This window comes from Moorena sp. SIO3B2 (assembly GCF_010692525.1).
GTDB classification, from domain to species: Bacteria; Cyanobacteriota; Cyanobacteriia; order Cyanobacteriales; family Coleofasciculaceae; genus Moorena; species Moorena producens.
This window is the reverse complement of sequence record NZ_JAAHHE010000357.1, coordinates 1-5933: the sequence shown is the minus strand read 5'-3', so window position 1 is coordinate 5933 and position 5933 is coordinate 1. Positions and strand designations below refer to the sequence as shown.

5 protein-coding genes are annotated in these 5933 nt (G+C 39.5%); all 5 read right to left on the bottom strand.

What is annotated here, in order from left to right; translation table 11 throughout:
• Positions 1–522: 522 nt before the first annotated feature.
• Positions 523–1782, bottom strand: coding sequence for a WD40 repeat domain-containing protein (locus F6K38_RS33480; protein WP_287359400.1), 1260 nt, complete (start codon positions 1780–1782; stop codon positions 523–525).
• Positions 1783–1791: 9 nt separating this feature from the next.
• The gene (locus F6K38_RS33475) at positions 1792–2742 is read right to left on the bottom strand and encodes a hypothetical protein (RefSeq protein ID WP_287359398.1); all 951 of its coding nucleotides are present in this window, start codon (positions 2740–2742) and stop codon (positions 1792–1794) included.
• Between the two features lie 18 nt (positions 2743–2760).
• A complete protein-coding gene (locus F6K38_RS33470; protein WP_287359397.1) occupies positions 2761–4950 on the bottom strand; it encodes a hypothetical protein in 2190 nt (729 codons plus the stop codon).
• A gap of 105 nt (positions 4951–5055) precedes the next feature.
• Positions 5056–5265 carry a caspase family protein gene (locus F6K38_RS43695; RefSeq protein WP_353737246.1) on the bottom strand — a complete coding sequence of 70 codons (210 nt, stop codon included), beginning with the start codon at positions 5263–5265 and terminating at the stop codon, positions 5056–5058.
• A gap of 519 nt (positions 5266–5784) precedes the next feature.
• A partial coding sequence (locus tag F6K38_RS33465; protein ID WP_287359403.1) for a response regulator transcription factor occupies positions 5785–5933 on the bottom strand: 149 nt, incomplete at its 5' end.

Genomic DNA, 5933 nt, shown 5'->3' with positions numbered 1-5933 from the left:
GAACGATAACAAACTTTTGCCAAGGTTGATAAGAAAATGCAAAGTCTCTTAACTTAACTTTACTTAAGTTAATAATAACTAAAGTGTGTTCTAGTTTGCTCTTTAGCCGAAGGGAATATGATTTAATAGAGATAGAGTCGATACCGAGTATTATCTGGGGCACCTCTCCTGTCATACCGTACCTAGGATTTTTACCCCATACGACCCCTAGATATTTTGGTATGGACGACCTGCCCATATGGATGTACTGGTGACAGCTGCAATCAACTGTCATTAGGTTCTTATCCTTCCATTTATTATGATTGCCGTTGATGTAATCAAGATGGATTTCCTGACCTGACGCGGATCTCAATTGACAATATCGACATGTATGTTTCGGCCATTAGTAATGGGCGTTGCTTAATAATGGAATGATTTTAAGAGTTTTGTGGAATGGGCATCTTGCCCGTTCCTGACGGTGCGACCCGTGGCGAATTAAATTCGCCACGGGTCGCACCTAAAAGTGATATGCACCCAAGCTAATTACTTAATCATGGAATATAACTTTTGGATGTCAGCTTTGCCCTTACCGTACTTAACATTAACATTTACGTTCCACAACAGTACTTGCCCATCAGCACCACCACTAACTATTTTTACTTTATCCCTAGAAGAATTAGAATTGATCGCCAGTGACAAAACTGCTTTTTTATGTTTTAAATTGACATTCCTTCTTAGCTCAATGTTTTTTTTGTTAGTTACATCCCACAATTGCACGTTTCCAGTCTCATCGCCAGTAACGACATAACTTCCATCAGAGCTAAGGGCAACTGATTTGACCGGAGCCTTATTTTTAAGGGTATTATTAGTTTTAGCTTGGGTATTCTGGACTACCACTTTACCATGAGGATCAGCAGTTACAAAATACTCACCATCTGGGCTAATAGCAGCTAAAACAAAAGTGGTTGGCTGAGAAGGATGTTTTCCTAAAAATCTGATTGGATGCCAAAGAAACCATAGAGCAATTAGCCCAATCACGCCGAAAATTATCAATCTTATTACCAATTGGGGATTATATTTTTTACTTTCGTCAAAGCTTGGTACGTCAAAGCTTGGAAAAAATTTTTGAGCTGAATTCGGTGGTTCATAGGGAGAAAGGTCTTGTTTCTCGACAAGATTCGATAATCCCCGCCAAACTCCTGCTTTTTTGAGATCGTCTTCTTTCTTAATTCCGGTGACAACTACTAATGCTTCTGAATCCGAAGTATTGCTTTTCTGAGGTAGACGGTATTCTTTAAGTTCATCAGCAATAATTTTTCTATTATCTTCTGAGTTTTTCCCTATCATTACATGCTTCGTTCCAGTGGAGTTCTTGGTTTGAAGCGATGCTTTGATGGCATTCTCGATTTGTTCATAAGAAACTTCAAATCCGTATTCCCCTCCTTCCTTAATAGCACTGTCAATGTCATTTTCTAACTTTCCCTCTAATGCAAGCACAGCAATTCCTCGTATTTTTTGCTCATCCTGTTCATCATCTTGAGCAATCAACGCTATAGAGTTGCGTATATTCCGACCTCGATAATCTTTGCGTTTGCTTGCTTTCATGCCTGTGACAAGCAAAATTAATTGACCACTATCACGCCCTATAAAAATCGAATACGCTTGAGTTTCAAGCAATACTTGAAATTTTTTAACCAAATCTGGTTCATCTATCGGCTTTTGTTGATTCTTATTCTTGGTAATTTCTTGCCAACAGTACCCCTGTTCTTGATAAAAACCAGCACTTAGAACATAAATTTCCATTGCTTACTCCTATTTACCAATAAAAAGTTTATCTTCGCCTTGTATAATGACAAAGCCACCAGAAGATTTACATTGACTAGCAGACTGGCGAGCAGCTTCTAAAAGGTATCGATCCCAACCTAGCCAATGACGAATAGGATTGAACCAGCCCCATTTCGTACCGTAATGAAGTTTTAGTAGGAAACTCAAAAGATACCGTAACGGCTGATCGCTATCTTTGGGACTATATCCAGCATCATGACTAATTTTGCGAAAGTAAAAATGCGGTTTTTTATTCTCTACTCTAATATTATTGAAGATTACAGTTCCTACAGTTTGAACAGGTGTAATTACGCAGGCAATCTTAGTCAGCAAATTTTCGCTCTTGAATAACCTAAATAGTTCAGCATATTTGTCTTTGATGCAGTTACGTAATTTTTTAGCATCTTCTTCGTTTTGCAAATATTTTTCACAACGAACAGGAACAAGGATAACGAGCCTAGGTTCTTTTAAATCTCCATAGCTTATTTTAAAAAAATCACAAATCTGCTTGGGTCTGTTCATCAAATGATGCCATTTGCCGTTGGCTTCCATGAGTGCAGGAGCGTCAATAGCAATCAGAACTGCAACACATTCATGCATTACCTTTTTGACAAATTCTCCATCCTTATCAATGTATTCACCAGGAAAATCTTGAAAAGTCAGTTGTAAAGATGGTTTGTCACCAATCTTCCCTAGACCAAATTTAAAAGATTGTGGCTTCTGATCTCCTTCCAATCCTCCCGTCGCTTCAAAATCATCCAGCAGAGCTTTTAGCTGTCCTAAACGCTTTTGTAGAAGTGCGGAACTTTCAGAATCAGGAGTCAGTTGCAAATCGGCTTCCTCAAACGTATCAGAGAACTGCTCATACATAGCAGTTAAAACACTAGTCTTGCCTACCCCTCGATTTCCTAGCATTGTGACTTTAAGTTCTTTGGGCATTTGATTCTCCTTGTTGTTTTACTTGAATAATGACATCAACTCTTGCTGATTTAGGTTTGTCGCTTGTTCTACTGCCTCTAGCCACTCTTGGCGTACCCTCGAGCGTTCACCCAATAGCTCAAATTCTTTAGGCCAGATAGAAGAGCGTTCCTGGTAAAGAAAAATTTGCCATTCATCCTTGACTGCTTCAGCACGGAGTACACGGTCAAGAAATTCTTCTACTATGGCAAAAGCAGCTTGGGAAGGTTCACAAAGAAAATCTTCTAAGGCTGTTTCGCATTGAAAAACAGCTGCTGCATGAAGTGCTTCGAGATTGCTCTTAATTTGCTCTGCATTGGGAGACTTTCCAGACAGATGCAGATCAGTCCTATCAGGAGTTAATCCATTAAGACACTGGCGAATTCGGTGTTGGATAGTACCCCGATAAGAAAGCTGAAATTCAGAGAGGATTTGGAATCCAAATTTTAGTCTGCTGGATTGACATTCTAAAATTTCATCAGGCAGTAGGTTAGCTATCTCTCCAAGAAAATCAGAGCCTTTTGCTTCTGTAATTTCCCCTAAATTTGCCTTTCCAATTAATACCTCTACTACCAGGCATTTTACCCTATCCAAAGATTTCTTTAAACCAGTATCTAGAGATAGAAAATGTTGTGATAGGTGAGCGCGAATTTCATTGAGGTAATCGCTATAGGCACTTGTGTAAGCCCCTTTACTATCACGCCTACTTTCAATTTCTTCCAAAGATGAGGGAATTTTCGTATCGTTATAGCAATTTTGGATAGCCTCCTCTACAGATTCTTTAAAGTCTCGGTCTTGCTCATTAATTTGATTACTAAGTTGTTTAAGGAGTTTTTCTAGACCGCTTGTCAAATTGTCCCAAAGCCCATTAAACAATGGGATGAATTCAACCATCTCTCCTGAAACTTTTCCTTGTCCTAATGCTTGACGGGCTTTATCTAACTCAGCCACCACTAATGTTTGGAGTTGCTTGATTCGATCCTGACAAGCAGAGGCATATTGCTGATCTAGGTCAGTAATTTTTTTAGCTAAGTAGTTAAGAATGGGATCTAAAACCTGATCGTTAGCCTCTTGAGCTTCATCGCAGTTAGCTATGACACAGTCTGCAACATTGATGTGTTTGTTGGTAATGTCGGTTTTCAATTGTTGGCAGAGTTGTAAGTTACTCTCATCACTCAGTTTGTTGAGAACCATAAAAGACCATAGTGGCAGGGGCAGATCATTCAAAGCTCTATAGGCTGTGTCGTACAGTTGCACATCAACGTCCCCCCAAAAGTCCCCTTTACTCTTTGGCATCCGGACAAATAGCACCGCATCAATATCCTCACCAATGGTTTTTACCATCCTCTTTTCATCACCAATTCCTGTATCTCCTAATCCCGGCATATCAATTAAAGCAATCTTTCCAAGATCATCCTTGGGAAATTTGCAAATAATTCTGACCTCTCGAACTGCCAGATAGTTGAAATAAATACGCTCCCCTTGGAGGTTGTCTTGGGCTACATATTCTCGAATCTCTTCTTTCTTGATCTGGCGTGGGGAAGTAGCCTGCAACAGGGAACGATATTTATCTACATTCTCATGATATTGACGTAGATGTTCATATTTGGCATTAACCTCTGCACCCTTAAGGTCGTTCGGTAGCGAAGGCAGGTCTTTACTTGCAAAATCATCGATATTAATTGGTTTAGTTCCCAATTTTAACTGCTCATAGTAAGGAGCAATAACCTCATCCATAAAAGTACGGTCTGTATAGAACAAGACTTCACCATATGTTTCAACATTTGGGTTATGGTGAATCTTGCTGCGAACCCCGGTGCAGTGTTGACCGCTGCCATCAGGAATTTCTGCTGCGGTCAATCCAGTTAAACTTTGTAATAAACGACTTTTACCCTGTCTTGCTCGTCCAATAACACCGATGTTAAGAGTATCTCGCGAGAAACGAGTTTTGAGTTTAGCCAGTGCTTGTAACTCAGATACAATATCCTGCTGAATCTTAGAAAAATCGATTTCCTTCAAGCGTCCATTTATGCTTGGTTCATCAACCTTTTCCAGTAGCTTTTGGCGATAATTGTCGAGATAGCTAAGTCTAGAATAAAGAGAGTTTAAATTTACTCCGACCTGTTCAATTTTATTAGCCAAAGGTTGGCGCTTTTCAAGAATATAGGCAATTTGAGCAGTTCTGTCCATAGGTTAGATATCCAATTAATTAAAGTCCAAGTTTGGCTACCGAGTGTTATCCAGTTATTCTGGGAAATATCACATCAAAATTGCGATCGCTGCACCTAAAGTTTGTCAATCAAATTCAGTAGGTTCGTTTATGAAATAACTAATATTGTATGGTTCTATGTCCCAAAATTCCTTTGGTGCTAATTCCTGGGAACCATGACCGCTGTAGTAGAACAAAACTACATCATTTTTTCCAGCTTGACGAAGATGGTTTCGGACGCGATTAATAACTGCCTCGCGGCTCGCTTGCTCATCTTTAACCTTTAGTAATTGCAGTTGGTATTCTTCCCGATCGAATCGTTCGTTAAGATACTCTTATATTGCTGTAATGTCGTTAGCACAGCTTTGTAATGGATCTACTTGAATAACTGAATCCAGTGCGTAGTGATCGATCCCGACTAGCAAGGCATAAATCCTCTTAACCATCGTTTCCTTCCATATTAGCTAAATATTTGTGGGTTTAATTATTATTCTGATTTATTTTTCCTTTTTATGCAGGGATCGGTTTTTTGTAACATAAATTTACAAAACCTGACGGATAGGATAGCGTTTCCTAGTCTAGTCAGGTACATCTAAATTTTGGGCGTTGTCTTGATGCAAAGCGCGAGTGGGGAGGGACTGTGTGGGCCATCTGCGGGCGCACCTTGTAAGCCCCGGACTCTATAACTTAGGTATTGACAAGTTAAGCGGAATATGTATCGGTGGAATCTGAGATTGAATCGCTACCAGAAATGCAGTTATCTAGCCTATCGGTTGTAGGGATAGGCTATTAAATTGATCTAAATGCTTTAACCTTCACTTAGTTAAACCATGTTCTAGAGCATAGCGAACTAACTCAGTACGGCTATTAGTTCCGGTTTTACTAAACAGACGACTGACGTACTTCTCAACATTACGAACACTAGTCTCTAAACGTCGGGCAATTTCTTTATTCATTAGCCCTT